The organism is Streptomyces aureus (genome assembly GCF_001418135.1).
GTDB classification, from domain to species: domain Bacteria; phylum Actinomycetota; class Actinomycetes; order Streptomycetales; family Streptomycetaceae; genus Streptomyces; species Streptomyces aureus_A.
Map to the genome: position 1 here is coordinate 14,102 of NZ_LIPQ01000009.1, position 25,544 is coordinate 39,645.

20 protein-coding genes are annotated in these 25,544 nt (G+C 69.6%); 8 read left to right on the forward strand and 12 right to left on the reverse strand.

The genetic code is table 11. From position 1 onward, the window contains the following. Positions 1-44 precede the first annotated feature (44 nt). The 5 genes from prcA to arc form a co-directional block, all read right to left on the reverse strand. Positions 45-797, reverse strand: coding sequence for a proteasome subunit alpha (gene prcA, locus AOK00_RS00885; protein WP_055598407.1), 753 nt, complete (start codon positions 795-797; stop codon positions 45-47). A 46-nt stretch (positions 798-843) separates the two neighbouring features. Beyond that, positions 844-1,683 carry a proteasome subunit beta gene (prcB, locus tag AOK00_RS00890; protein ID WP_055598408.1) on the reverse strand — a complete coding sequence of 280 codons (840 nt, stop codon included), beginning with the start codon at positions 1,681-1,683 and terminating at the stop codon, positions 844-846. A 160-nt stretch (positions 1,684-1,843) separates the two neighbouring features. Next, a complete protein-coding gene (locus tag AOK00_RS00895) occupies positions 1,844-2,056 on the reverse strand; it encodes a ubiquitin-like protein Pup (RefSeq protein WP_030315996.1) in 213 nt (70 codons plus the stop codon). Positions 2,057-2,215: 159 nt separating this feature from the next. Then, on the reverse strand, positions 2,216-3,727 hold the full coding sequence (dop, locus tag AOK00_RS00900) for a depupylase/deamidase Dop (RefSeq protein WP_055598410.1): 1,512 nt from the start codon (positions 3,725-3,727) through the stop codon (positions 2,216-2,218). Positions 3,728-3,908: 181 nt separating this feature from the next. Then, positions 3,909-5,675 carry a proteasome ATPase gene (gene arc / locus AOK00_RS00905; protein ID WP_030315993.1) on the reverse strand — a complete coding sequence of 589 codons (1,767 nt, stop codon included), beginning with the start codon at positions 5,673-5,675 and terminating at the stop codon, positions 3,909-3,911. A 253-nt stretch (positions 5,676-5,928) separates the two neighbouring features. Here arc and AOK00_RS00910 point away from each other — a divergent pair, with 253 nt between their 5' ends. Next, the gene (locus tag AOK00_RS00910) at positions 5,929-6,240 is read left to right on the forward strand and encodes a ferredoxin (RefSeq protein ID WP_030315991.1); all 312 of its coding nucleotides are present in this window, start codon (positions 5,929-5,931) and stop codon (positions 6,238-6,240) included. Between the two features lie 4 nt (positions 6,241-6,244). On the opposite strand, the gene AOK00_RS00915 is transcribed toward AOK00_RS00910, so the two are convergent. The 3 genes from AOK00_RS00915 to AOK00_RS00925 form a co-directional block, all read right to left on the reverse strand. After that, positions 6,245-6,823, reverse strand: a complete 579-nt coding sequence (locus AOK00_RS00915; protein ID WP_055598411.1) for a hypothetical protein — start codon at positions 6,821-6,823, stop codon at positions 6,245-6,247. Positions 6,824-7,007: 184 nt separating this feature from the next. After that, positions 7,008-7,895, reverse strand: coding sequence for a tRNA (adenine-N1)-methyltransferase (locus AOK00_RS00920; protein WP_015032448.1), 888 nt, complete (start codon positions 7,893-7,895; stop codon positions 7,008-7,010). 18 nt (positions 7,896-7,913) lie between these two features. Continuing rightward, entirely contained in the window at positions 7,914-9,047 is a 1,134-nt protein-coding gene (locus tag AOK00_RS00925) for a site-2 protease family protein (RefSeq protein ID WP_254047200.1), read from the reverse strand. 180 nt (positions 9,048-9,227) lie between these two features. Here AOK00_RS00925 and AOK00_RS00930 point away from each other — a divergent pair, with 180 nt between their 5' ends. Next, the gene (locus AOK00_RS00930; protein ID WP_254047199.1) at positions 9,228-10,130 is read left to right on the forward strand and encodes a RecB family exonuclease; all 903 of its coding nucleotides are present in this window, start codon (positions 9,228-9,230) and stop codon (positions 10,128-10,130) included. Between the two features lie 42 nt (positions 10,131-10,172). Continuing rightward, positions 10,173-10,850 (forward strand): response regulator, encoded by a 678-nt coding sequence (locus tag AOK00_RS00935; protein WP_030315976.1) that lies wholly within the window; start codon positions 10,173-10,175, stop codon positions 10,848-10,850. An 88-nt stretch (positions 10,851-10,938) separates the two neighbouring features. Here the strand turns inward: AOK00_RS00935 and AOK00_RS00940 are convergent, their stop codons facing one another. From AOK00_RS00940 to metH, 4 genes are all read right to left on the reverse strand, one after another. After that, positions 10,939-12,519 (reverse strand): ABC transporter substrate-binding protein, encoded by a 1,581-nt coding sequence (locus AOK00_RS00940; protein ID WP_055598414.1) that lies wholly within the window; start codon positions 12,517-12,519, stop codon positions 10,939-10,941. Positions 12,520-12,596: 77 nt separating this feature from the next. Then, positions 12,597-14,186 (reverse strand): ABC transporter substrate-binding protein, encoded by a 1,590-nt coding sequence (locus AOK00_RS00945; protein ID WP_055598415.1) that lies wholly within the window; start codon positions 14,184-14,186, stop codon positions 12,597-12,599. A 521-nt stretch (positions 14,187-14,707) separates the two neighbouring features. Beyond that, positions 14,708-15,406 (reverse strand): HAD family hydrolase, encoded by a 699-nt coding sequence (locus AOK00_RS00950; RefSeq protein WP_055598416.1) that lies wholly within the window; start codon positions 15,404-15,406, stop codon positions 14,708-14,710. A 184-nt stretch (positions 15,407-15,590) separates the two neighbouring features. Then, the gene (metH, locus tag AOK00_RS00955; RefSeq protein ID WP_055598417.1) at positions 15,591-19,103 is read right to left on the reverse strand and encodes a methionine synthase; all 3,513 of its coding nucleotides are present in this window, start codon (positions 19,101-19,103) and stop codon (positions 15,591-15,593) included. A 244-nt stretch (positions 19,104-19,347) separates the two neighbouring features. On the opposite strand from metH, the gene AOK00_RS00960 reads away from it, so the two are divergent. From AOK00_RS00960 to AOK00_RS00980, 5 genes are all read left to right on the forward strand, one after another. Further along, on the forward strand, positions 19,348-20,112 hold the full coding sequence (locus tag AOK00_RS00960; RefSeq protein ID WP_055598418.1) for an IclR family transcriptional regulator: 765 nt from the start codon (positions 19,348-19,350) through the stop codon (positions 20,110-20,112). 267 nt (positions 20,113-20,379) lie between these two features. Further along, positions 20,380-21,138, forward strand: coding sequence for an MIP/aquaporin family protein (locus AOK00_RS00965; RefSeq protein ID WP_055598419.1), 759 nt, complete (start codon positions 20,380-20,382; stop codon positions 21,136-21,138). Between the two features lie 35 nt (positions 21,139-21,173). Next, positions 21,174-22,700, forward strand: coding sequence for a glycerol kinase GlpK (gene glpK, locus AOK00_RS00970; RefSeq protein ID WP_055598420.1), 1,527 nt, complete (start codon positions 21,174-21,176; stop codon positions 22,698-22,700). Between the two features lie 6 nt (positions 22,701-22,706). Next, on the forward strand, positions 22,707-24,311 hold the full coding sequence (locus AOK00_RS00975) for a glycerol-3-phosphate dehydrogenase/oxidase (protein WP_055598421.1): 1,605 nt from the start codon (positions 22,707-22,709) through the stop codon (positions 24,309-24,311). Positions 24,312-24,424: 113 nt separating this feature from the next. Continuing rightward, positions 24,425-25,486 carry an LLM class flavin-dependent oxidoreductase gene (locus AOK00_RS00980; protein ID WP_055598422.1) on the forward strand — a complete coding sequence of 354 codons (1,062 nt, stop codon included), beginning with the start codon at positions 24,425-24,427 and terminating at the stop codon, positions 25,484-25,486. The last annotated feature ends 58 nt before the right edge of the window (positions 25,487-25,544 follow it).

Sequence of the window (25,544 nt, forward strand, 5' to 3'; positions counted from 1 at the left end):
CCGACCGCGCACACGCGGACCGGGGCCCCTCCGGGCCGTGCCGACTACTCCTCGGGAGCCTCGTCCGAGGGCTCGTCCGTCTTCGCCACCGCCGCGTTGTCCGCCTCCAGGAGACGCGACAGCTGACGGCCGACGATCCGCTTGAACTTGCGCTGCTGCGGCCGCGTACGGTCCAGGACCGCCACCTCCAGGCGCTCCGCGGGGATCTCCCGCTCGCTGCCGTTGGTGTCCCGCGAGAGCGCCTGTACGGCCAGTCTCAGGGCCTCGGCCAGGGACATGCCGTCCCGGTGCCGCTGGTCCAGGAAGGAGCCGATCTGCTCGGCGTTCCCGCCGACCGCGACCGAGCCGTGCTCGTCCACGATCGAGCCGTCGTGCGGCAGCCGGTAGATCTGGTCGCCCGACGGCTCGGTGCCGACCTCGGCGACGACCAGTTCCACCTCGTAGGGCTTCTCCCCCGCGCTGGAGAAGATCGTGCCGAGCGTCTGGGCGTAGACGTTGGCCAGGCCGCGCGCGGTGACGTCGTCCCGGTCGTAGGTGTAGCCCCGCAGGTCGGCGTAGCGCACGCCGCCGATGCGGAGGTTCTCGTACTCGTTGTACTTGCCGGCGGCCGCGAAACCGATCCGGTCGTAGATCTCGCTGAACTTGTGCAGCGCGCGGGACGGGTTCTCACCGACGAAGACGATCCCGTCGGTGTACTGGAGGACGACAAGGCTGCGGCCTCGGGCGATGCCCTTGCGGGCGTACTCCGCCCGGTCGGCCATGGCCTGCTGGGGTGAGACGTAGAACGGAGTGGACACCGGCGGTCCGTCCCTTTCTTCTGGGCTTCAGTCGGGCGACGAGTGGTCAGAGCAGGGCGGCGCGGGGCCCGTCGGGCTCCTCGAGGCGCCGCTCGGTGACCGACCGGGCCAGCGCGGAGGACTCCCCCTCCGTGAGCCTGCGGTAGCCCTCGTCCGTGATGACCGTGACGATCGGGAAGATCCGGCGCGCCATGTCCGGGCCCCCGGTCGCCGAGTCGTCGTCCGCCGCGTCGTAGAGCGCCTGCACGACCAGCGTGGTGGCCTCCTGCTCGGTCAGGTCGGCGCGGTAGAGCTTCTTCATCGAGCCGCGCGCGAAGATCGAGCCGGAGCCGGTGGCGGCGTATCCGTGCTCCTCGGAGCGGCCGCCGGTCACGTCGTAGGAGAAGATCCGCCCCTTCTCCTTGCCCTCGTCCCAGCCCGCGAAGAGCGGCACGACGGCGAGCCCCTGCATGGCCATGCCGAGGTTGCCCCGGATCATGGTGGAGAGGCGGTTCGCCTTGCCCTCCAGGGAGAGCGTGACGCCCTCCACCTTCTCGAAGTGCTCCAGCTCCAGCTGGAACAGCTTGACCATCTCCACTGCGAGGCCGGCGGTGCCGGCGATGCCGACCGCGGAGTACTCGTCGGCAGGGAAGACCTTCTCGATGTCCCGCTGCGCGATCATGTTGCCCATGGTGGCCCGCCGGTCACCGGCGAGCACGACCCCGCCGGGGAACGTGGCCGCCACGATGGTCGTCCCGTGCGGGGCCTCGACGACCCCGTCGGGGAGCTTCCGCCCGCCCGGCAGCATCTCCGGCGAGTGGTCCGCCAGGAAGTCGATGAACGAGGACGAGCCCGGCGTCAGGAAGGCCGCCGGCAGACGCCCGGTGCTACGAGGGTTGGCTTCCACGCGATTCCTTCCGGGTGGGAGAGTCGGCCCGCCGTGGGAAGCGCCGGCCGATCTTGCTTGCTGTGCACGGACCTTACCCGTGCCACCGCTTGTCATCCGTCCCCGGGCCCGCGGCTTTCGCCGGGGCTCCGGGGACGGGGACGACTGACGCGCCGTGCGGCTACTCGCCGCCCTTTTGCACAAACGACCGAACGAAGTCCTCGGCATTCTCCTCGAGGACGTCGTCGATCTCGTCCAGGACGGAGTCCACGTCGTCGCTCAGCTTCTCCTGGCGCTCCTGGAGGTCGGAGCTCGCCTCCGTGGTGGTCTCCTCGACCTCCTCAGTGGAACGCGTCGCCTTCTGCTGTCCGCCGCCGGTGTCCTTGGTCGCCATATCCCTCACCCCGCTCGAATCGGCCCGCTCGGTTGAGTCCGTACAAGATCAGACCCTATAGGGCGGGTCCGACTTCGGCCCCGCAGTTTCGACAACGCCCGGGCACTGCTTCCATGATTCCCAGTGCCGGGGTATTTCAGGCCCCCGCGGGGCCTCCGATCAGCCGCCGGACAGGACCCGCACCAGTTCCTCGGCGGTCCTGCAGCGGTCCAGGAGCGACTTCACATGGGCTTTGGTGCCCCGCAGCGGCTCCAGGGTGGGGACACGCTGGAGGGAGTCCCGGCCGGGCAGGTCGAAGATCACCGAGTCCCAGGAGGCCGCCGCGACGTCGTCGGCGTACTGCTCCAGGCACCGGCCCCGGAAATAGGCCCGGGTGTCCTCCGGAGGCGCCGTCTCGGCCCGCTCCACCTCGGCCTCGTCCAGGAGCCGCTTCATGCGCCCACGGGCCACCAGACGGTTGTAGAGGCCCTTCTCGGGGCGTACGTCCGCGTACTGGAGGTCCACCAGGTGCAGCCGGGCGGCGTCCCAGTCCAGGTCGTCCCGGCGCCGGTAGCCCTCCATGAGCTCCCGCTTGGCGATCCAGTCGAGCTCGCCGGCCAGGCTCATGGGGTCGTTCTCGAGCCGGTTGAGCGTGTCCTCCCAGCGGATCAGGACGTCCTTGGTCTGCTCGTCGGCGTCCACGCCGTACCGCTCCTCCACGTACTTCCTGGCCAGCTCGAAGTACTCCATCTGGAGCTGCACCGCGGTGAGTGTCCGGCCGCTGCGCAGCGTGACCAGGTACTGGAGGGTCGGGTCGTGCGAGACCTGGTGGAGGGTCCGTACCGGCTGGTCGACGGCGAGGTCGACGGTGATGAAGCCGTCCTCGATCATCGAGAGGACCAGGGCGGTGCTGCCCAGCTTGAGGTAGGTCGAGATCTCCGAGAGGTTCGCGTCGCCGATGATCACGTGGAGACGCCGGTACTTCTCGGCGTCGGCGTGGGGCTCGTCCCGGGTGTTGATGATGGGCCGCTTGAGGGTGGTCTCCAGGCCGACCTCGACCTCGAAGTAGTCGGCGCGCTGGCTGATCTGGAAGCCGTTCTCCCGGCCGTCCTGTCCGATGCCGACCCGTCCCGCGCCGGTCACGACCTGGCGGGAGACGAAGAAGGGGGTGAGGTGGCGCACGATGTCCGAGAAGGGGGTCTCCCGCTTCATCAGGTAGTTCTCGTGCGTGCCGTAGGAGGCGCCCTTGTTGTCGGTGTTGTTCTTGTAGAGGTGGATCGGCTGGGCTCCGGGGAGCTGGGCGGCCCGTTCGGCGGCCTCAGCCATGATCCGCTCGCCGGCCTTGTCCCAGAGGACGGCGTCGCGCGGGTTGGTGACCTCGGGCGCGCTGTACTCGGGGTGGGCGTGGTCCACGTAGAGGCGGGCCCCGTTGGTGAGGATCACGTTGGCCAGGCCGATGTCCTCGTCGGTGAGCTGGCTGGAGTCGGCGGCCTCGCGGGCGAGGTCGAAGCCGCGGGCGTCCCGCAGCGGGTTCTCCTCCTCGAAGTCCCAGCGGGCGCGGCGCGCCCGGTGCATCGCCGCCGCGTAGGCGTTGACGATCTGGGACGAGGTGAGCATGGCATTGGCGTTCGGGTGTCCCGGGACGGAGATCCCGTACTCCGTCTCGATGCCCATTACTCGCCGTACGGTCATGCGGCCCTCCTTGCCCGGCGGCGCTCACTGTGCGCGACTCGGCGGTACCGATGAGCCTAGAGCGGCTCCGCGCTGGTGGGGAGATCAGTTGCGTATTTCCCTGTGATGCCGGGGGAAATGCTGGATGGAATGCGTCGGCTGCGGATGCCCGGTTTCCGGACATCCGCAGCCGGTGGGCGTTTTACAGGTACTGACCGGTATTGGCCACCGTGTCGATGGAGCGCCCGGTGTCCGCGCCCTGCTTTCCGGTGACGAGGGTGCGGATGAACACGATCCGCTCGCCCTTCTTTCCGGAGATCCGGGCCCAGTCGTCGGGGTTGGTGGTGTTGGGCAGGTCCTCGTTCTCCTTGAACTCGTCCACGCACGCCTGGAGGAGGTGGGAGACCCGGATGCCCTTCTGGTTGTGGTCGAGGAAGGCCTTGATGGCCATCTTCTTGGCCCGGTCGACGATGTTCTGGATCATCGCGCCGGAGTTGAAGTCCTTGAAGTAGAGGACTTCCTTGTCGCCGTTGGCGTACGTGACTTCGAGGAAGCGGTTCTCCTCGGATTCGGCGTACATCTGCTCGACGACGGACTGGATCATTCCGTGGGCGGCCGCCGCCTTGGAACCGCTGTGCTCGGAGATGTCGTCCGAGTGGAGCGGCAGGGTGGCGGTGAGGTACTTCGCGAAGATGTCCTTCGCGGCCTCGGCGTCCGGACGCTCGATCTTGATCTTGACGTCGAGCCGGCCGGGTCGCAGGATCGCGGGGTCGATCATGTCCTCGCGGTTGGAGGCGCCGATGACGATGACGTTCTCCAGGCCCTCCACACCGTCGATCTCGGCGAGCAGCTGGGGGACGATGGTGTTCTCCACGTCCGAGCTGACACCGGATCCGCGGGTGCGGAAGAGGGATTCCATCTCGTCGAAGAAGACGATGACGGGGGTGCCCTCGCTCGCCTTCTCCCGGGCACGCTGGAAGACGAGGCGGATGTGCCGCTCGGTCTCACCGACGTACTTGTTGAGGAGCTCGGGGCCCTTGATGTTGAGGAAGTAGGACTTCCCCGCGGGCTGGCCGGTCACCTCGGCGACCTTCTTGGCCAGGGAGTTGGCCACGGCCTTCGCGATCAGCGTCTTGCCGCAGCCGGGCGGGCCGTAGAGCAGGATGCCCTTGGGCGGACGCAGTTCGTGCTCCTTGAAGAGGTCCGGGTAGAGGTAGGGGAGCTCGACCGCGTCCCTGATCAGCTCGATCTGGTTGCCCAGGCCGCCGATCTTGGTGTAGTCGACGTCCGGGACCTCTTCCAGAACGAGCTCTTCGACCTCGCTCTTGGGGACCACCTCGTACACGTAGCCGGACCTGGAGTCGAGCAGCAGGGCGTCGCCGGGGCGGATGGTGACGTCCAGCAGAGGCTCGGCGAGCCTCACCACCCGCTCCTCGTCGGTGTGCCCGACCACCAGGGCGCGCTCGCCGTCCTCGAGGATCTCCTTGAGGGTGACGATGTCCCCGGCGCGCTCGAACTCCATGGCCTCGACCACGTTGAGCGCTTCGTTGAGCATGACTTCCTGGCCGCGCTTGAGCTCTTCGAGCTCGATGCTCGGGCTGACGTTCACCCGGAGCTTGCGGCCCCCGGTGAAGATGTCGCACGTGCCGTCCTCATTGGCCTGCAGGAAGACACCGAAGCCGGCCGGCGGCTGCGCGAGCCGGTCGACTTCCTCCTTGAGGGCCACGATCTGGTCGCGGGCCTCACGGAGCGTGTTCGCCAGTCGTTCGTTCTGCGCGGACACGCCGGCCAGGCTGGTCTGCAGCTCGACGATCCGCTCTTCGAGAATCCTCGTGTGTCGCGGAGAGTCGGCGAGCTTGCGGCGCAGGACGGCGATTTCCTGCTCGAGATAGGCAACCTGACCGGCGGGGTCTTCAGACCCCCGCCCCGGCCGGATGCCGCGGTTGATGTCGTCGTCGTGGGCTGCCACGGTCCTCACCTCCTCCAAGGGGAGCTGGACGCTTCCTGACCCTACCTGCGTGGGTGGTGATTGAAACCCCTAGATCAAAAAGACTCCGAGGTGTGTCCGATCTTCACCCTTGCGCTTCCCCTGTCGACAGGGGAATACCCACCCTTCGCTGCTTGAAAGCGGGCGGTTGTATCGTCGTCTTGGGTCAACACCCGTCAGAGGTGGCCCGACTTACCCGCGAGAAGCGACACGAGAAGCAGAAACGGCAGGAGATATGACCGTGCAGCACGAGGCTCCGTCCACGGGCGCCGCAGAGGCGCTGGAGGTCTGGATCGACCAGGACCTGTGCACCGGGGACGGGATCTGCGCGCAGTACGCTCCCGAGGTCTTCGAGCTGGACATCGACGGGCTCGCTTATGTGAAGAGCGCCGACGACGAGCTCCTCCAGGACACCGGTGCCACGACGCCGGTCCCGCTGACGCTGCTCCAGGACGTGGTGGACTCGGCGAAGGAGTGCCCGGGCGACTGCATCCATGTGCGCCGGGTCACGGACAAGGTCGAGGTGTACGGCCCCGACGCGGAGTGACGGGTCAGGCGCCGCGCGCTTCGGTCTGTCCTGTACGTACGAAGGCGCCGCCCTTCCAGTGCCAGCTGACCTGCTCCTTCTCGTCGGGGCAGCAGCTGGGGACGTCGGGGGACGAGTAGCCGAGCAGGGTGGCGTGCACCGCTCCTTCGCGTACGGAGAAGTCGGTGACGCTCTTGAGGAGCTCGGGCGCGACGAGGGTGGCCACCACGCGCGCGGGTGCGCCGGCGGGCTTGCCCCGGGTGAGGACGTAGACGCCGCTCGGCGGCGTGCCGGAGCCCGCTTCGCAGTGCACGACCGCAACGGTCTCGGGATTCCCGTCTCCGTCGAGGTCTCCGGAGGCCCGCTTCGCGACCTTGTGGGGCGCTCCCCCGCAGTCCAGGGGGTAGGCGGCGCCGGCGGCCTCGGGAGCCGGTGCGGGGCTCGGTGCGGTGGCCCGGGTCGCGGTGGCTCCGGCGGGGCCGGGCTGGAGCAGGCCCGCGAGGGCGACGACCGCGGCGGTCGCGGTGGCGGTGGCGAGCCAGTGGGCCGGCCGGGCGTGGGTGTGTGCGAGGTCCGCGAGGTCCGGGGCGGCGGAGGGCTGCACGCGAGACGTCTCCTGAGGGGGTGGTGCGGCGGGTTTCCGGCATCGTGCCACACGTCACAGGGGGACGGAACCGTCGGGGTCGGCCTCGTGGGGGGCCGGGGGCCCGCCGAACATGAGGACGCCGCCGTCGAGTTCCCCGCAGTGGGCGGGAACTCGACGGCGGCGCACCGTGGATGTCGGGACGTCAGCCCTTGTTGGGGCCTTCGTAGTCCTCGCCGTAGGCGCCCTTGGCGGGGCGGCGGCGGCGCATCGGGGGCTCGACGCCGTCCGCGAGGCGGCGGGCGGTGACGAGGAAGCCGGTGTGGCCGATCATGCGGTGATCGGGGCGGACGGCGAGGCCCTCGACGTGCCAGTTGCGGATCATGGATTCCCAGGGCTGCGGCTCGGCGTAACAGCCGAACTCGCGGATGGATTCCACGGTGCGGGCGAGCTGGGTGGTGGTCGCCACGTAGCAGCAGAGGATGCCGCCGGGGACGAGTGCCTTGGAGACGGCCTCCAGGCACTCCCAGGGGGCGAGCATGTCCAGGATGACGCGGTCGACGTCGGTGTCGGACAGGTTGTCCTGGAGGTCGCCGACGGTCAGCTGCCACGCGGGGTGGGGGCCGCCGAAGTAGCGTTCGACGTTGCCCTTCGCGATCTCGGCGAAGTCCTCGCGGCGCTCGTAGGAGTGCAGCATGCCACTATCTCCGATGGCGCGCAGGAGGAAGCTGCTCAGCGAGCCCGAGCCCACTCCCGCTTCCACGACGCGGGCGCCGGGGAAGATGTCGGCGAAGGCCAGGATCTGCCCCGCGTCCTTGGGGTAGACCACGGCGGCGCCGCGGGGCATGGACAGGACGTAGTCGGGGAGCAGGGGGCGCAGCGCGAGGTAGGCGACGTTTCCGGTGGTGCGGACAACGCTGCCCTCGGGGGCGCCGATCAGTTCGTCGTGCGGGAAAGAACCCTTGTGGGTGTGGAAGTTCTTTCCCTCTTCGAGCGTGAACGTGTAGTGACGGCCCTTGGGGTCGGTCAGCTGAACCTGGTCCCCGACCTTGAAGGGCCCGCGTCGGCGGGCGGCACCGGTCGGTTCGGACATGTGACCAGAGTACAAGGACTACGAGGAGGGTCGTGCCATGGCCTGGACGAAGGCGCGCTCGACGTCGGTGGTGGAGAGGACTCCGTAGATCTCGCCGGTGTCCTCGACGACGAGGTATTCGGTGGCCGGGCTGGCGCGGAGGTGGTCGAGGAGGGGCTGGCCGGTGAGTTCGGCGGGGACGCGCATGCCGTCGGTGAGGTCCTGGGCGAGGGTGCTGACGGCGACCCAGGGGCGGCGGTGTTGGGGGACGGCGGCGATGGCGGCCTCGCGGACGATGCCGGTGGGGTCGCCGTGGCCGTCGACGACGACGAGGGCGCGGGCGCCCGCCTCGTTGGCGCGGCGGAGGGCCTCGGAGAGGGGCGTGACGGGCTCGACGGGGATGGCGCGGCGGGTGAGGCTGCGGGCGCGGAGCTCGGGGAGGTGTTCGCGGAGGCGGGCCATGCGGAGGCTGTTGCCGGCGCCGGTCCAGATGATGGCGGCGAGGATCGCGGCGAGCAGGGCGTCGGTGACGGTGTTGAGTCCGCTGATGTCGTCGGTGGAGTTGCCGAGGAAGCCGGTGCGGGTGAGCAGGGGCAGGCCGACGAGGACGAGGACGGCGAGGGCGCGGCCGACCCAGGCGGCGGCGATGGTGCCGCTCATGGGCTTGCCGGTGATCTTCCAGACGACGGCGCGGAGCATGCGGCCGCCGTCGAGGGGGAGCCCGGGGAGCAGGTTGAAGATCGCGACGATGAGGTTGGAGATCATCAGGCCGGCGAGGAGGACGCCGGGGACGGTGCCGGGCTCGACGGCGTACATCGAGAGATAGAACACGCCGGCGAGGACGAGGGAGAGGAGGGGGCCGACGAAGGCGAGGACGAATTCGCGGCCGGGGGTCTCGGTCTCCTTCTCGATCTCGGAGACGCCGCCGAAGAACTGGAGCTGGATGCGGCGCACCGGGAGTTTGAAGCGGAGCGCGGCGATGGTGTGGGCCAGTTCGTGGACGAGTACGGAGGCGTAGAAGGCGACGGCGAAGAAGAGGGAGACGAGGTAGCGGGCGGCGCCGAGTTCGGGCAGTACGCGCTCGATCTGGTCGCCGAAGACCCAGGTGATGAGGGCGGCGACGAGGAACCAGCTGGGGGCGACGTAGACGGGCACGCCGAAGGGGCGGCCCATGAGGATGCCGCCGCCGGGCTCCTCGGTCCGCTGCGGCTTGGGCTCGTCCTGGTTCACGGGTTCCTTTCGTCGCGGAGGGTGACCCACGTCGGTGTGTCACGGTTCGATCATGCAGTGCGACGGGGTCCCAGGTCGATGGTATTCCGCTCGCTGTCGGTGGCGGGTCGTAGGGTCTTCGTCATGAGTACGAGCGAGCAGGTGCCGGCGGAGCCCCGGGCGCCCATGTCGTTGTCGCCCTCCCGGGCGAGCGATTTCATGCAGTGTCCGCTGCTGTACCGGTTCCGGGTGATCGACCGGCTGCCGGAGAAGCCGAGCGAGGCGGCGACGCGGGGGACGCTGGTGCACGCGGTGCTCGAGCGGCTCTTCGACGATCCGGCGGTGGAGCGGACGGCTCCGCGGGCGCGGGCGATGGTTCCGGGGCAGTGGGACCGGCTTCTGGAGTCGAAGCCGGAGCTGGGTGAGCTGTTCGCGGAGGATCCGGAGGGCGAGCGTCTCGCGGGCTGGCTGGGTGAGGCGGAGCGGCTGGTCGAGCGGTGGTTCACGCTGGAGGATCCGACGCGTCTGGAGCCCGCCGAGCGTGAGCTGTTCGTGGAGACGGAGCTGGATTCGGGGCTGCGGTTGCGCGGGGTGATCGACCGGATCGATGTGGCGCCTTCGGGCGAGGTGCGGATCGTCGACTACAAGACGGGCAAGGCGCCGCGGCCGGAGTACCGGGACGGCGCGCTGTTCCAGATGACGTTCTACGCGCTGGTGGTGTGGCGGCTGCGGCAGGTGATCCCGCGGCGGCTGCAGCTGGTGTATCTGGGCAGCGGGGAGGTGCTGACGTACGACCCGGTGGAGGCGGATCTGCTGCGGGTGGAGCGGAAGCTGCTGGCGCTGTGGGACGCGATCCGGCTGGCGACGGAGACGGGTGACTGGCGGCCGCGGCCGACGAAGCTGTGCGGCTGGTGTGACCATCAGGCGGTCTGTCCGGAGTTCGGGGGGACTCCCCCGGTCTATCCGTTGAAGATCGTTTCGGTGCGCCCGCCGGAGTCGGGCGATTCGGGGCAGGGCAGAATGGACCTGGCCCCGCCGGCGCCGTAGTGCCGGTGTACCTCGTGAGCTCAGCCCCGTGAAGGAGCCCCTGTGACGATCCGCGTCCTCTTGGTCGACGATCAGCCGCTGTTGCGCACCGGCTTCCGGATGATTCTGGAGGCGGAGCAGGACATCGCGGTGGTGGGTGAGGCCGGGGACGGTCTCCAGGCGCAGGACCAGGTGCGGGCCCTGCAGCCGGACGTGGTGCTGATGGACATCCGGATGCCGCGGATGGACGGGGTGGAGGCGACCCGGCAGATCACGGGTCCTGGCCGGGACGGTCCGGCGAAGGTCCTGGTGCTGACGACCTTCGATCTCGACGAGTACGTGGTCGAGGCGCTGCGGGCGGGGGCGAGCGGTTTCCTCCTGAAGGACGCCCCGGCGAACGAGCTGGTGCAGGCGATCCGGGTGGTGGCGGCCGGTGAGGCGATGCTGGCGCCGTCCATCACGCGACGGCTGCTCGACAAGTACTCGGCGCATCTGCCGACGGGCGAGGAGCAGATGCCGGACACGCTGAACACCTTGACGGACCGTGAGGTCGAGGTGCTGAAGCTGGTGGCGCGGGGCCTGTCCAACGCGGAGATCGCGGCGGACCTGTTCGTCAGCGAGACGACGGTGAAGACGCATGTGGGCCATGTACTGACGAAGCTGGGCCTGCGCGACCGGGTGCAGGCCGCGGTGTACGCGTACGAGAGCGGTCTGGTGCGTCCGGGGGCCAACGGGCAGTAGCCCCGGCGGGTACGAGGGCGGCAGGTACGACGGAGGGGCCCGGTGCGCGTGACGCGCGCCGGGCCCCTCCGTCGTGTCCGTGGGCGGGTCAGCCCTTGCGGATCTCCCAGAAGCGGAAGACCGTCGAGGCGTCGAGGGTCCATTCGAGGCCCGTGACGTCCTGGCGGGCGACGGCGTACTGCTTGCCCTGCCAGAGGGGCAGGAGGGGCAGCTGCTCGGCGACGAGGTTCTGGAGCTTGCCGTACTCGTCGGCGGTGGCGGCGCGGTCCGGGGCGGCGGCGGTCCTGGGGAGGAGGCTGCCGGTGATGGTGGCGTTCTCGTAGTGGTTGCCGAGGACGTTGCCCTCGCCGAAGAACGGGGTGGTGAAGTTGTCGGCGTCGGGGTAGTCGGGGACCCAGCCCTTGACGTAGACGCCGTACTTGCCGGCGGCGATGTCCTTCTCGTACTGGTCGTAGGCGACGGACTGGACGTCGGCGTCGAAGAGGCCGCTGGCGTTGAGCTGCTCGGCGATGGCCTTGAGCTCCTGGTCGGTGGACGGGCCGTAGCGGCTGGGCGTGGACCAGAGGGTGAGCTTCACCTTGGCGGTGATGCCGGCGGAGCGCAGGGCCTTCTTGGCCTTCGCCTTGTCGGGGGCGCCGTAGGTGTCGTAGAAGGCGGTGTTGTGTCCGGCGATGCCGGCCGGGACGATCGAGTACAGCGGCGTGGCCGTCGACTTGTAGACGCCTTCGACGAGGGCTTCGCGGTCGACGAGGTGGGCGATGGCCTGGCGGACGCCGAGCTTGCCGGCGACCGGGTCCTTCATGTTGAACACGAGGTGCTGGACCTCGGCGCTGCTGCCCTGGACGACCTCGATGCCCTTGTCGTCCGTGGTGTCGGAGGTCTCGAGGGTCACGATGTCCTCGGCGGAGAGGCCTCGGTAGGCGACGTCGACGTCTCCGTCGGTGAGGGCCTTGGAGAGGGCGGAGCGGTCGCCGCCGTAGAGCTTGAGGGTGATGGCGTCGTTCTTGCGCTGCGCGGTGCCCTTGTAGCCGGGGTTGGCGGAGAAGGTGGCCTCGGTGGCGCTGAAGGAGTCCAGCTTGTAGGGGCCGGAGCCGGTGGCCTTGCCGTCGGTGCGCAGGGCGTCGGCGGGGTACTCGCGGTGGTCGACGATGGAGCCGGCACCGGAGGCGATCTTGCTGGGGAAGGTGGCGTCGGGGACCTTGAGGTGGAAGACGACGGTCTTCTCGTCCGGGGTCTCGATGCTCTTGATGGTGGCCAGCAGCGGCGCGGGGCCCGAGGGGTCGGCGATCTTGAGGGCGCGCTCGAAGGAGAACTTGACGTCCTCCGAGGTGAGCTTGTTGCCGTTGGAGAAGGTGAGGCCGTCGCGCAGGGTGCAGCTGTACACGGTGCTGCCGGTGGCGAAGCCGCACTTGTCGGCGGCCTCGGGCTCGGGCTCGGAGCCGCCCTTGGGGAAGGCCAGCAGGGACTGGAAGACGTTGTTGAACAGCAGCCAGGAGCCGGGGTCGTAGCCGGCCGCGGGGTCGGTGGCGACGATCTCGTCGGACATGCCGACGCGTATGCCGTTGCCGGAGTCGCCCGAGCCTCCCTGCTCGGTGCCGCAGCCGCTGAGGAGGGCGGCGGACAGACCGGCGGCGAGGGGGGCCGTCAGCCACTTGTTGTGCGTCTTCACAGAACGTGCCTCGTGATCTCTTGTCAGGCCGGCCGCGCGCGGGTGCGCGGCCGGTGTAACCGATCCAGTCGACGGGGTTATGCGGTACCGCGGCCCAGTTCCCAGAGCAGGAGGTCGGAGGACGTGTTGAGGGCGTACTCGACTCCGTTGAGGTCGTCGCGCGCGGCGACGTACTGCTTGCCCTGCCACAGCGGCAGGACGGGTACGTCCTCGGCGACGATCTTCTGGATCTGGTTGAAGACGGGGCTCGCGGCGGTGCGGTCGGCCTGGCGGCGCGAGCGCGGGATGAGCTGGTCGCGGACGACCTTGTTCACGTACGGGGTGTTGAGGAAGTTGTCGCTGTCGAGGAACGGCGCGATGTAGTTGTCCGGGTCCGGGTAGTCCGGGAACCAGCCGAGTCCGTAGACGGCGTAGTCGCCGCGCTTCTGGGCGGTGCGGAACGTCGACCACTCGGCGCCCTGGACGGTGACGTCGAAGAGTTCGCTGGCGACGAGCTGCTTCTTGAGCGCGTCGAACTCCTCGGCGGTCTCGGCGCCGTAGTGGTCGGTGGTGTAGTTCAGCGTCAGCTTGACCGGGGTCTTGACGCCGGCGGCCTTGAGGAGCTTGGCGGCACGGGCCTGGTCGGGCTCGCCGTACGCGTCGAAGAAGGGGGTGGTGTGGCCGGTGATGCTGGAGGGGATCAGCGAGTACAGCGGCTCGGCGGTGGTGCCGTAGACCCGGTTGACGAGGGCGCCGCGGTCGACGACGGCGGCCATGGCCTGGCGGACGGCCTTCTCCTGGACGGCGGGGGCCTTGGTGTTGAAGCCGAGGTAGCGGATCTCGAGGCCGGGGACCTCGATGACCTCGATGCCGTCCTTGGGCGTCTCGGTGAGGTCCTTGATCTGCTGCCGGGACAGGGAGCGGGCCATCATGTCGATGTCGTCGCTCTCCAGGGCCCGGCCCATGGTGTTCGCGTCGGCGTAGGGGCGCAGCTCGACCTTCTCGTTGCGCAGGGTGATGTCGCCCTTGTAGGCCGGGTTCTTGGTGAAGACGAAGCGGGTGGCCTTGTCGCCCTCGCGCTCGACCTTCATGGTGTACGGGCCCGAGCCATCGACGTCGAATCCGTCGCGGAGCTTTCCGGCCTCGTACTTGTCCTTGCTGAGGATGCCGGCGACCGGGGTGGAGAGCTTGTACGGGAAGGTGGCGTCGGGGGTCTTCAGGTGGAAGACGACCTCGTCGGCGCCCTTGGTCTCGATGGTGTCGATGTTCGAGAGGAGGGCGGCGGTGCCGTTGTCCGACTTGATCTTCAGCACGCGCTCGATGGAGAACTTGACGTCCTCGGCGGTGATCGGGGTGCCGTCGGCGAAGGTGAGGCCGGCGCGCAGCTTGCAGCGGTAGCTCTCACTGGCCTTGTCGGAGAACCCGCAGTTCTCGGCTGCCTCGGGGACGGGCTCGCCGCTGTCGCGGGGCACGTGCATCAGGGTCTGCACGGTCTGCCGCAGGATGTTCCACGCGCCGGTGTCGTAGGCGAAGGCCGGGTCGAGTGGCGCGGGGGCGTCCGCGGTGGCGATGAACTGGTCCGTGGTGCCGACGACGATCGCTCCGCCTTCCTCCGCGCCGCCGCAGGCGGCGAGCAGGGGGGCGAGCAGTCCGGCCACGGCCGGCAGCACCAGGGTCTTGCGGTTCATCAGGGACGATCTCCTCATCCGGCACTGGGATACAGCGGTCAGTGGAACTCCGCCGCCGGCCGCCCGGTCGGGGCGGGAGCGATCGGGCCGGGTGTTGCGATCGGTCCTGTGTTCACGGCGACTTGGGTGTGCGCCGGTGCACGCGGGTTATGCGGCGAAGTACTCGCGAAAGATTAGTGGGCGGCACGGCTATTGCCTGACCACGGGCGGCCGTGGGGGTAATCGCACAGTGATCATGAATGCGGGAGTGTCGATAGTCATGCGCCGGAGGATGCGGACGGCGGCGATCGAATCGGGACACAGGGGGCGCCGAAATGCGCGGTAACCGGACAGGTGACGCGCGAAGGCCACCCGCCGTCCGGCACTCTGCGTGACCAACGTCACGCAGAGGCCTTTTCGGCGAATGGCCTGATCGTTTTCCCGGGACGTTCCCCGGGTGCACCTCGGGTGTCCCCGGAGGTGCTCGGCGAGGCGCCTCCCGGGCGAAATCGCATTCCGCCCGGGAGAAGCTCAGATAAAGCTCAGATTCCGGTGATCAATGTGCGGAGGAAGGGCACGTCGACCTCTTCGAGGGAACGCACGACGACCCGTCCCGGGGAAGGCGCGATCGGGGCGACCGAGGGCACCGCGACGACCCGGCAGCCGGCCGCCTCGGCGGCCGCCACACCGGTCGCGGTGTCCTCGACGACGGCACAGAGCGCGGGGTCGGCCCCGACCCCCTGGGCGGCCGTCAGGTACGGCTCCGGGTGCGGCTTGGTCCGTACGACCTCGTCGCCCGCGACGGTGAGCGAGAAGCGGTCACGGCCGAGCGAGTGGAGGACCTTGTCGATGATCCGCCGGTGCGAGGCGGAGACCAGCGCGGTCGGGATGGAGTGCCGGGCCAGCTCGGCGAGGAGCCGTTCGGCGCCGGGCATCAGGGGCACGCCGAGCTCGATGCGCTGCTCGAACTTCTCGTTGAGCAGGACGGTCAGCTCGGCGACGGTGATGTCGGCGCCGGTGGACTCGATGAGGTAGCCCGCGCTGCGCGTCATCGGGCCGCCGACGACGACGTCCCGCCAGGCGTCGTCCAGCCGGTGTCCGAGGTCGGCGAAGACCTCGACCTCCGCGTCCCACCAGAAGCCCTCCGTGTCGACGAGAGTGCCGTCCATGTCGAGGAAGACCGCCTGCAGGGCGGAGCTTCCGTTGGTACGGATCAGGGACGCGGGGACCGTACTGGTCATCCGGCACACCTCCATGGAGGGACGAGAAGGCCGGCCCCCCTCCCCGGTACGGGGAGGAAGACCGGCCTGCACTGGACCGACAAGTGTACGTCCGGATCACCGAAAGGGCGCGGATTTGCCCCGGGGGTCCCCCGGACGCCGTCCGGGGGTGTCCCGCCGGACGGATTCCGGGCGCCCCGCCCCGTCACCGAGCGTTGAAGTACTTCGCCTCCGGGTGATGGATCACGATGGCGTCGGTGGACTGCTCGGGGTGGAGCTGGAACTCCTCGGAGAGGTGCACGCCGATGCGCTCCGGACGCAGCAGCTCCGCGATCTTCGCGCGGTCCTCCAGGTCGGGGCAGGCGCCGTAGCCGAGGGAGAAGCGAGCGCCGCGGTACTTGAGGTCGAACATGTCCTCGACCGCGTCCGGGTCCTCGCCGCCGAAGCCGAGCTCGGCGCGGACGCGGGCGTGCCAGTACTCGGCCATGGCCTCGGCGAGCTGGACGGAGAGCCCGTGCAGCTCCAGGTACTCACGGTAGGAGTCGGACTCGAACAGCTTGGCGGTGGCCTCGCCGATCTTCGAGCCGACGGTGACGACCTGGAGGCCGACGACGTCGGTCTCGCCGGACTCCTCCGGACGGAAGAAGTCCGCGAGACAGAGGCGGCGGCCGCGGCGCTGGCGCGGGAAGGTGAAGCGGGTCCGCTCGTTGCCGGCTTCGTCGAGGATGATCAGGTCCTCGCCCTTGGAGACACAGGGGAAGTAGCCGTAGACGACGGCCGCTTCGAGCAGGTTCTCGGTGTGCAGCTTGTCGAGCAGGCCGCGCAGCCGCGGCCGGCCCTCGCTCTCGACGAGCTCCTCGTACGTGGCGCCGCCGACGCGGGCCTGCTTGAGGCCCCACTGGCCCTTGAAGAGGGCGCCCTCGTCGAGCCAGGAGGCGTAGTCCTTGAGCGGGATGCCCTTGACGACGCGGGTTCCCCAGAACGGCGGGGTGGGGACGGGGTTGTCGACGGCGACGTCGGAACGGCCGCCCGGCTCGTCCGCCTCCTCCACTTGGAGGACCGGGGTGTCCCGCTTGGGGACGCGGCGCTGCTTGAGCTCGGGGAGCTTCGCGCCGGGGACGCCGCGCTTGACGGCGACGAGGGCGTCCATGAGGCGCAGGCCCTCGAAGGCGTCGCGGGCGTAGCGGACCTCGCCCTGGTAGATCTCGTGGAGGTCCTGCTCGACGTACGCCCTGGTGAGGGCGGCGCCGCCGAGGATCACGGGGTACTTGGCGGCCAGCTCGCGCTGGTTCAGCTCCTCCAGGTTCTCCTTCATGATCACGGTGGATTTCACGAGGAGGCCGGACATGCCGATCACGTCGGCGCTGTGCTCTTCGGCGGCCTCCAGGATCGCGGAGACGGGCTGCTTGATGCCGATGTTGACGACGTTGTAGCCGTTGTTGGAGAGGATGATGTCGACGAGGTTCTTGCCGATGTCGTGGACGTCGCCGCGGACGGTGGCGAGGACGATCGTGCCCTTGCCGTCGTCGTCCGTCTTCTCCATGTGGGGTTCGAGGTAGGCCACCGCGGTCTTCATGACCTCGGCGGACTGGAGCACGAACGGCAGCTGCATCTGGCCGGAGCCGAACAGCTCGCCGACCGTCTTCATGCCGTCGAGCAGGATCTCGTTGACGATCTCCAGGGCGGGGCGGATCGTCAGGGCCTCGTCGAGGTCGGCCTCAAGGCCGTTCTTCTCGCCGTCGATGATCCGGCGCTTGAGGCGCTCGTCCAGCGGCAGGGCGAGGAGTTCCTCGGTCTTGCCGGCCTTCATCGACTTGGTGTTGACGCCCTCGAAGAGGGCCATCAGCTTCTGCAGCGGGTCGTAGCCCTCGGCGCGCCGGTCGTAGATCAGGTCGAGCGCGGTGGTGACCTGTTCGTCGTCGAACCGGGCGATCGGCAGGATCTTCGAGGCGTGGACGATCGCCGAGTCGAGGCCGGCCTTGACGCACTCGTCGAGGAAGACGGAGTTGAGGAGGATGCGCGCGGCCGGGTTCAGACCGAAGGAGATGTTGGAGAGGCCCAGGGTGGTCTGGACGTCCGGGTGGCGGCGCTTGAGCTCGCGGATCGCCTCGATCGTGGCGATGCCGTCCTTGCGCGACTCCTCCTGGCCGGTGCAGATGGTGAAGGTCAGGGTGTCGATGAGGATGTCGGACTCGTGGATGCCCCAGTTGCCGGTGAGGTCCTCGATGAGCCGCTCGGCGATGGCGACCTTGTGCTCGGGGGTACGGGCCTGGCCCTCCTCGTCGATGGTGAGGGCGATGAGGGCGGCGCCGTGCTCCTGGGCCAGCCGGGTGACCTTGGCGAAGCGGGACTCGGGGCCGTCGCCGTCCTCGTAGTTGACGGAGTTGATGACGGCCCGGCCGCCGAGCTTCTCCAGACCGGCCTGCAGCACGTCCACCTCGGTGGAGTCGAGGACGATCGGCAGGGTGGAGGCGGTGGCGAAGCGGCCGGCGAGCTCCCGCATGTCGGCGACGCCGTCGCGGCCCACGTAGTCGACGCAGAGGTCGAGCATGTGCGCGCCCTCGCGGATCTGGTCGCGGGCCATCTCGACGCAGTCGTCCCAGCGGGCCTCCAGCATGGCCTCGCGGAACTTCTTCGAGCCGTTGGCGTTGGTGCGCTCGCCGATGGCCATGTACGCGGTGTCCTGGCGGAACGGCACGGTCTGGTAGAGCGAGGCGGCGCCGGGCTCGGGGTGCGGCTCGCGGACGGCGGGGGTGAGGTCCCGGACGCGCTCGACGACCTGGCGCAGGTGCTCGGGGGTGGTACCGCAGCAGCCGCCGATCAGGGAGAGGCCGTACTCGCGGACGAAGGTCTCCTGGGCGTCGGCGAGCTCGGCGGGGCTGAGCGGGTAGTGGGCACCGTCGGAGGTGAGGACGGGCAGGCCGGCGTTGGGCATGCAGGAGAGCGGGATGCGCGAGTGGCGGGCGAGGTAGCGGAGGTGCTCGCTCATCTCGGCGGGGCCGGTGGCGCAGTTCAGGCCGATCATGTCGATGCCGAGCGGCTCCAGGGCCGTCAGGGCGGCGCCGATCTCGGAGCCGAGGAGCATGGTGCCGGTGGTCTCGACGGTGACGGAGACGATGAGCGGCACGTCGACGCCGAGGACGTCGAGGGCGCGGCGGGCGCCGATGACGGAGGCCTTGGTCTGGAGCAGGTCCTGGGTGGTCTCGACGAGCAGGGCGTCGGCGCCGCCGGCGAGGAGGCCCTCGGCGTTCTGCTGGTAGGCGTCGCGCAGCAGGGTGTACGGGGCGTGGCCGAGGGTCGGCAGCTTGGTGCCGGGGCCGATGGAGCCGAGGACCCAGCGCTGGCGTCCGGTGGAGGCGGTGAAGTCGTCGGCGACCTCGCGGGCGATGCGGGCGCCGGCCTCGGAGAGTTCGTGGACGCGCTCGGGGATGTCGTACTCGCCCAGGGCGGCGTGGTTGGCGCCGAAGGTGTTGGTCTCGACGCAGTCGACGCCGGCGGCGAAGTACTCCTGGTGGACCGAACGGACGATGTCGGGCCTGGTGACGTTCAGGATCTCGTTGCAGCCTTCGAGGTTCTGGAAGTCCTCGAGGGTGGGGTCCTGTGCCTGGAGCATGGTGCCCATGGCGCCGTCGGCGACGACGACTCGGCTGGCGAGTGCCTCGCGGAGGGCTGCGGCGCGGTTCCGGCTGTCTGCGGAAGGGGTCGGCAACGAGGCCATGGATGAGCTCCCTGGGATGCGACGGCTGTCGGCTTTGCACCTTCGGAGGAGGGTGCACGGGGCCAGCGTAACCGCGCTCCGGTCGGGGTGGACACGGCGTCTCGCGGGGCGGACGGCATCCTGTGTGCGGGGACTCCCGGTTCTGCCCGTTCTTGACTGACACTGTCAGGTGGCACGCAAGGTCGGCATCGACCGATAGTGTTCAGCATTGTCGAACAGCGTGAGAGGGAGAAGGGGTCGGGCGATGGCGAAGAACATCCAGTCGCTTGAACGGGCGGCGGCCATGCTGCGACTGCTCGCGGGCGGCGAGCGCCGGCTGGGCCTGTCCGACATCGCGTCCTCGCTGGGACTCGCCAAGGGCACCGCCCACGGCATCCTGCGCACGCTCCAGGCGGAGGGTTTCGTGGAGCAGGAGGCGGCTTCGGGCCGCTATCAGCTCGGCGCGGAGCTGCTGCGGCTCGGCAACAGCTACCTCGACGTGCACGAGCTGCGCGCGCGGGCGCTGGTCTGGACGGACGACCTGGCGCGGTCCAGCGGCGAGAGCGTGCACCTGGGGGTGCTGCACCAGCAGGGCGTCCTGATCGTGCACCACGTCTTCCGGCCGGACGACAGCCGTCAGGTCCTGGAGGTGGGGGCGATGCAGCCGCTGCACTCCACGGCGCTCGGCAAGGTCCTGTCGGCGTACGACCCGGTGGCGCACAGCGAGGTCCTGGAGGTCGAGCGGGAGCCGTTCACGCCCCGGACGACCACGGAGCTGGCGGAGTTCGAGTCGCTGCTCGACATGACCCGGGCCAAGGGCTGGGCGGCCGACGTGGAGGAGACCTGGGAGGGGGTCGCCTCGGTGGCGGCGCCGATCCACGACCGGCGGCGGATGCCGGTGGGCGCGGTGGCGGTGACGGGCGCCGTGGAGCGGCTGTGCCCGGCCGGGGAGCTGCGTCCCGAACTCGTCGCGGCGGTGCGGGACTGCGCCCGCGCGGTCTCCCGGGATCTGGGAGCCGGGCGCTTCTGACCCTGCGCCACCGCGCACACCGACCTGAGTGAACCCGCCGGTAACGATCGCGTTATCGGCGGGTTTTTCGCTTCCCGGGGCCTTGACGCGCTGTTAACCCGGGGGCAAAACTTCCGTTCATCGGTCGGCAATGCCGAACACCTAACGGCAATACACGCTAAGGTGTGGCAGTGCCAAGGGCCGGAAACAGCCCTCACACGAGGGTGCGGACCTCCGGAGGGACCCGGAGTCCGCCGTTCCCCTGGACGAAGGACAAAGGAGTCGCGGGTGTCCAGCTCCGACATCTTCCTCGGCGAGACCATCGGTACCGCCGTTCTGATTCTGCTCGGCGGCGGCGTGTGCGCCGCCGTCACGCTCAAGGGCTCCAAGGCCCGCAACGCGGGCTGGCTCGCGATCACCTTCGGGTGGGGCTTCGCGGTCATGACGGCCGTCTACATGACGGCTTCCCTCTCGGGTGCCCATCTGAACCCCGCCGTCACGGTCGGCATCGCGATCAAGGACGGCGAGTGGGGCGACGTCCCCGTCTACATCGCCGGCCAGATGCTCGGCGCCATGATCGGCGCGGCGCTGGTCTGGGTGGCCTACTACGGCCAGTTCCAGGCGCACCTCGCCGACCCCGAGGCCTCGGGCAAGAAGCCGATCGAGGGCCCCGGCCCGGTGCTCGGCGTCTTCTCCACCGGCCCCGAGATCCGTAACACCTGGCAGAACCTGGCCACCGAGATCATCGGCACCGTCGTGCTCGTCCTGGCCGTGCTCACGCAGGGTCTCAACGACAGCGGCAAGGGCCTCGGCGTCATAGGCGCCCTGATCACCGCGTTCGTCGTGGTCTCCATCGGCCTCTCGCTCGGCGGCCCGACCGGCTACGCGATCAACCCGGCCCGTGACCTCGGCCCGCGCATCGTGCACGCCCTGCTCCCGCTGAAGCACAAGGGCACCTCCGACTGGAGCTACGCCTGGATCCCGGTGGCCGGTCCGCTGATCGGTGGCGCCATCGCCGCGGGTATCTACAACATCGCGTTCGCCTGAGCCGTCCTTCTCCCAGACCTCCCTTGGAGCCAACCGTGACCGACGCACACACCTCCGGCCCGTTCATCGCGGCCATCGACCAGGGCACCACCTCCTCCCGCTGCATCGTCTTCGACAAGGACGGCCGGATCGTCTCGGTCGACCAGAAGGAGCACGAGCAGATCTTCCCGAAGCCGGGCTGGGTCGAGCACGACGCCGCCGAGATCTGGACCAACGTCCAGGAGGTCGTCGCCGGCGCCCTGACGAAGGGCGGCATCGCCGCCGCCGACGTCAAGGCCATCGGCATCACCAACCAGCGCGAGACCACGCTGCTCTGGGACAAGAACACCGGCGAGCCCGTCCACAACGCCCTCGTCTGGCAGGACACCCGCACCGACGCCCTCTGCAAGGAGCTCGGCCGCAACGTCGGCCAGGACCGCTTCCGCCGCGAGACCGGCCTGCCGCTGGCGAGCTACTTCGCCGGCCCGAAGATCCGCTGGATGCTCGACAACGTCGAGGGGCTGCGCGAGCGCGCCGAGGCAGGCGACATCCTCTTCGGCACCATGGACTCGTGGGTCATCTGGAACCTCACGGGTGGCCCCGACGGCGGCGTGCACGTCACCGACGTCACCAACGCCTCGCGCACCATGCTGATGAACCTGCACACCCTGGCCTGGGACGAGAAGATCGCGGAGTCGATGGGGGTCCCCCTCAACGTCCTCCCCGAGATCCGGTCCTCCGCAGAGGTCTACGGCCACGTCAAGGACGGCGTCCTCGCCGGTGTCCCGGTCGCCTCGGCGCTCGGCGACCAGCAGGCCGCCCTGTTCGGCCAGACCTGCTTCGCCGAGGGCGAGGCCAAGTCCACGTACGGCACCGGCACCTTCATGCTGATGAACACCGGTGACAAGATCATCAACTCCTACAGCGGCCTGCTGACCACGGTCGGCTACCAGATCGGCGACCAGCAGCCGGTCTACGCGCTGGAGGGCTCGATCGCCGTCACCGGTTCGCTGGTGCAGTGGATGCGCGACCAGATGGGCCTCATCAAGTCCGCCGCCGAGATCGAGACCCTCGCGTCCTCGGTCGAGGACAACGGCGGCGCCTACTTCGTGCCGGCCTTCTCCGGCCTGTTCGCCCCGTACTGGCGCTCCGACGCCCGCGGTGTGATCGCCGGCCTCACCCGGTACGTCACCAAGGCGCACATCGCCCGCGCCGTCCTGGAGGCCACCGCCTGGCAGACCCGCGAGATCACCGACGCCATGACCAAGGACTCCGGCGTCGAGCTGACCGCGCTCAAGGTCGACGGCGGCATGACCTCCAACAACCTGCTGATGCAGACCCTCTCGGACTTCCTGGACGCGCCCGTCGTGCGCCCGATGGTCGCCGAGACCACCTGCCTCGGCGCCGCCTACGCCGCCGGCCTGGCCGTCGGCTTCTGGCCGGACACCGACGCGCTGCGCGCCAACTGGCGCCGGGCGGCGGAATGGACCCCTCGCATGGACGCCGACAGGCGTGACAGCGAGTACAAGAGCTGGCTCAAGGCCGTCGAGCGGACCATGGGCTGGATCGAGGACGAGGAGTAATACGACATGACCACCCTGCAGAGCGTCCCTGCCCTCGGGACGCACCCGGCGTCCGGCTCCCTCCCGAGCCGCGCCGAGACCCGGGACCAGCTTTCCAAGGCGACGTACGACCTCCTGGTGATCGGCGGCGGCATCCTGGGCATCTCCACCGCCTGGCACGCCGCGCAGTCGGGCCTGCGGGTGGCCCTGGTGGACGCCGGCGACTTCGCCGGCGCCACCTCCTCCGCCTCCTCGAAGCTGCTCCACGGCGGTCTGCGCTACCTGCAGACCGGCGCGGTGAAGCTGGTCGCGGAGAACCACTTCGAGCGGCGTGCGGTCTCCCGTCAGGTGGCACCGCACCTCGCCAACCCCCTCACCTTCTACCTGCCCGTCTACAAGGGCGGCCCGCACGGCGCGGCCAAGCTCGGTGCCGGCGTCTTCGCCTACAGCGCCCTCTCGGCGTTCGGTGACGGCGTCGGGCACCTGCTCTCCCCCGCCAAGGCCGCACAGGACGTGCCGGAGCTGCGCACCGACAACCTCAAGGCCGTGGCCGTCTACGGCGACGACCAGATGAACGACGCCCGCATGGCGCTGATGACGGTCCGCGCCGCTGTCGACGCCGGCGCCACCGTCCTCAACCACGCCGAGGTCACCGGGCTGCGCTTCACCAAGGGCCGGGTCACCGGCGCCGAGCTCAAGGACCGCACCAGCGGCGACGAGTTCGGTGTCACCGCCCGTCTCGTGCTCAACGCCACCGGCCCGTGGGTCGACCACCTGCGCCGGATGGAGGACCCGAACGCGGCCCCCTCCATCCGCCTCTCCAAGGGCGCGCACCTGGTCCTCCGGCGGACCTCGCCGTGGAAGGCCGCCCTGGCCACCCCGATCGACAAGTACCGCATCACCTTCGCCCTCCCCTGGGAGGACATGCTGCTGCTCGGTACCACCGACGAGGAGTACGAGGGTGACCCCGGCCAGGTCGAGGTCACCGAGAAGGACACCGCCCAGATCCTGGACGAGGCCGCCTTCTCCATCCGCGACCAGCAGCTGTCGCGCGATCTGATCACCTACGCCTTCGCCGGTCTGCGGGTGCTCCCGGGCGGTCCCGGCGACACCTCGAAGGCCAAGCGCGAGACGGTCGTCACCGAGGGCCGCGGCGGCATGCTGTCGGTGGCCGGCGGCAAGTGGACGACCTTCCGCCACATCGGCCGTACGGTGATGAGGAAGCTGGAGCAGCTCCCGGGCCATCCGCTGGGCGAGGACTACGAGTCGGTGTCGACGCTGCCGAAGCGGCTGCCGCTGCCCGGTATCGCCAACCCGAACGCCGTCGCGCACCGGCTGCTCGTCGACGGTCCGGCGCCCGGCCCGCGGATGGCCGCCGACACCGCCAAGCACCTGGCGACGCACTACGGCTCGCTCTCCTTCGACATCGCCCGCATGGCGAACGAGAACCCGGAGCTGGCCCGGCGCATACACCCGGACGCGCCGGAGATCTGGGCGCAGGTCGCCTACGCCCGCGACCACGAGTGGGCCGAGACGGCGGACGACGTGCTGCGCCGCCGTACGACCCTGACCATCCGCGGCCTCGCGACGGACGAGATCCGCGCGGACGTCGAGAAGATGCTGAACAAGTAGCACCGGGAGGCGACTCCCGTACGCACAGGGGCGGTTCTCTCCGGAGGGCCGCCCCTGAGGCGTGCCACACGCCGTCCACACCGCCGCAACACTCGGCGCGCAGAGTGGAGCGCATGAAATTCCAGGTGCTCTCGATCGTCCACCACTCCCCGCACCCGCTCACCGGCGAACTCCTGTCCGCCGCCGACCGGTTGGAGCAGGTCGTCGCACTCGGCGAGACCGCCGAACGGCTCGGCTTCGACGCGTACGCCGTCGGTGAGCGGCACGCCGGCCCGTTCCTCTCCTCCGCCCCGACCGTGCTGCTCGCCGCGCTCGCCGCCCGCACCACCCGGATCAGGCTGCTCACCGGTGTCACCGTCGTCGCGATCCTCGACCCGGTCCGGGTCGCCGAGGACTACGCCACCCTCGACCAGCTCTCCCGCGGCCGGCTCGAACTCGTCGTCGGCAAGGGCGCCGAGGCCGGCCACTTCGACCTCTTCGGCCTGGACGAGGAGCGGCAGTGGGACCTCCAGAAGGAGAAGTACGAGCTGCTCCGGCGGCTCTGGACGGAGGAGGGCGTCGACTGGGAGGGCGAGTTCCGGCCCGCACTGAAGAACGTCACCACGGTGCCGCGCCCGTACGCGGGACCGCCCCGGATCTGGCACGGCTCGGCCACCAGCCTCAACTCCCCCGAACTCGCCGCGAAGCACGGCGACCCGCTCTTCACCGCCAACGCGATCCAGCCCCGCGAGGCGTACGCGCGGCTCATCGCCCACTACCGGGAGAAGTTCGAGGAGTACGGGCACGACCCGGCACACGCGCGCGTGGCGGCCGGTTCCGGCGGCCTGCTCATCGCCGACACCACCGAGGAGGCGATCGCCCGCTACAGGGACCTGTACGAGGCGAAGGTACGGCAGAGCTTCAAGCCGCACCTGGAGGGCAAGGCCGGATACAACACCCCGTTCCGCACGATCGAGGACGCCGTCGCGGACGGCCCGCAGCTGATCGGCTCCCCGCAGCGGATCATCGACAAGATCCTCGGCTATCACGCCCATTACGGGCACGACCTGCAGTCCGTCACGGTCGACGCCTTCGGTCAGTCGACGGCGGAGCAGATCGAGACGCTCCAGCGCTTCGCCGAGGAGATCGCGCCGGTGGTCCGGAGGGAGGCGCCGAGCACGCTCTGGGAGGAGTGAGACCGCCGTGTGCGGAGGCGAGTTCCTGGGTAGTCGATCAAGGCCGCACGGGTTTTCG

Excerpts from the sequence above, each read along its gene's own strand:
- AOK00_RS00895 (WP_030315996.1), bottom strand. The coding sequence starts at position 2,056 with ATGGCGACCAAGGACACCGGCGGCGGACAGCAGAAGGCGACGCGTTCC.
- dop (WP_055598410.1), bottom strand. The coding sequence starts at position 3,727 with ATGACCGTACGGCGAGTAATGGGCATCGAGACGGAGTACGGGATCTCC.
- AOK00_RS00910 (WP_030315991.1), top strand. The coding sequence starts at position 5,929 with ATGACCGTGCAGCACGAGGCTCCGTCCACGGGCGCCGCAGAGGCGCTG.
- AOK00_RS00920 (WP_015032448.1), bottom strand. The coding sequence starts at position 7,895 with ATGTCCGAACCGACCGGTGCCGCCCGCCGACGCGGGCCCTTCAAGGTC.
- AOK00_RS00925 (WP_254047200.1), bottom strand. The coding sequence starts at position 9,047 with ATGGGCCGCCCCTTCGGCGTGCCCGTCTACGTCGCCCCCAGCTGGTTC.
- AOK00_RS00930 (WP_254047199.1), top strand. The coding sequence starts at position 9,228 with ATGAGTACGAGCGAGCAGGTGCCGGCGGAGCCCCGGGCGCCCATGTCG.
- AOK00_RS00945 (WP_055598415.1), bottom strand. The coding sequence starts at position 14,186 with ATGAACCGCAAGACCCTGGTGCTGCCGGCCGTGGCCGGACTGCTCGCC.
- AOK00_RS00950 (WP_055598416.1), bottom strand. The coding sequence starts at position 15,406 with ATGACCAGTACGGTCCCCGCGTCCCTGATCCGTACCAACGGAAGCTCC.
- metH (WP_055598417.1), bottom strand. The coding sequence starts at position 19,103 with ATGGCCTCGTTGCCGACCCCTTCCGCAGACAGCCGGAACCGCGCCGCA.
- AOK00_RS00960 (WP_055598418.1), top strand. The coding sequence starts at position 19,348 with ATGGCGAAGAACATCCAGTCGCTTGAACGGGCGGCGGCCATGCTGCGA.
- AOK00_RS00975 (WP_055598421.1), top strand. The coding sequence starts at position 22,707 with ATGACCACCCTGCAGAGCGTCCCTGCCCTCGGGACGCACCCGGCGTCC.
- AOK00_RS00980 (WP_055598422.1), top strand. The coding sequence starts at position 24,425 with ATGAAATTCCAGGTGCTCTCGATCGTCCACCACTCCCCGCACCCGCTC.